We start from the raw sequence: 352 nt of genomic DNA on the forward strand, positions 1-352 counted from the left end.
CAAAACGTTCTTTAACAATATAAAGCAATCATCTGTGTGGGCACTCGTACAGATTGAGTTCTAACAGCCAAGCTTAGTTCGCTAAGTAAGGCAAACAAATTAGAGTCTCAATTGAAAACTGAGTGGCCATATGTTATTAAAAGATTCAGCCTTGAGCTGTTTTGATTTTACTTTTTTTAAAAGTGAAAATAATAACGCACAGTCAATTCGTTTTTGGCAACAAAAACAAAATTCAGAATTCATTGAGCTGTCGAAAGACATAAAACTTTTTAATTGAAGAGTTTGATCATGGCTCAGATTGAACGCTGGCGGCAGGCCTAACACATGCAAGTCGAGCGGTAACAGAGAGTAG

At 36.6% G+C, this 352-nt stretch carries 1 rRNA gene; it reads left to right on the top strand.

Annotated elements, in window-relative coordinates:
- Positions 1–270 precede the first annotated feature (270 nt).
- Positions 271–352, top strand: a 16S ribosomal RNA gene (locus H5119_RS20155); the annotation flags it as partial.

This window comes from Pseudoalteromonas sp. SG45-5, assembly GCF_014164085.1.
In the GTDB taxonomy this organism is placed as follows: domain Bacteria; phylum Pseudomonadota; class Gammaproteobacteria; order Enterobacterales; family Alteromonadaceae; genus Pseudoalteromonas; species Pseudoalteromonas aliena.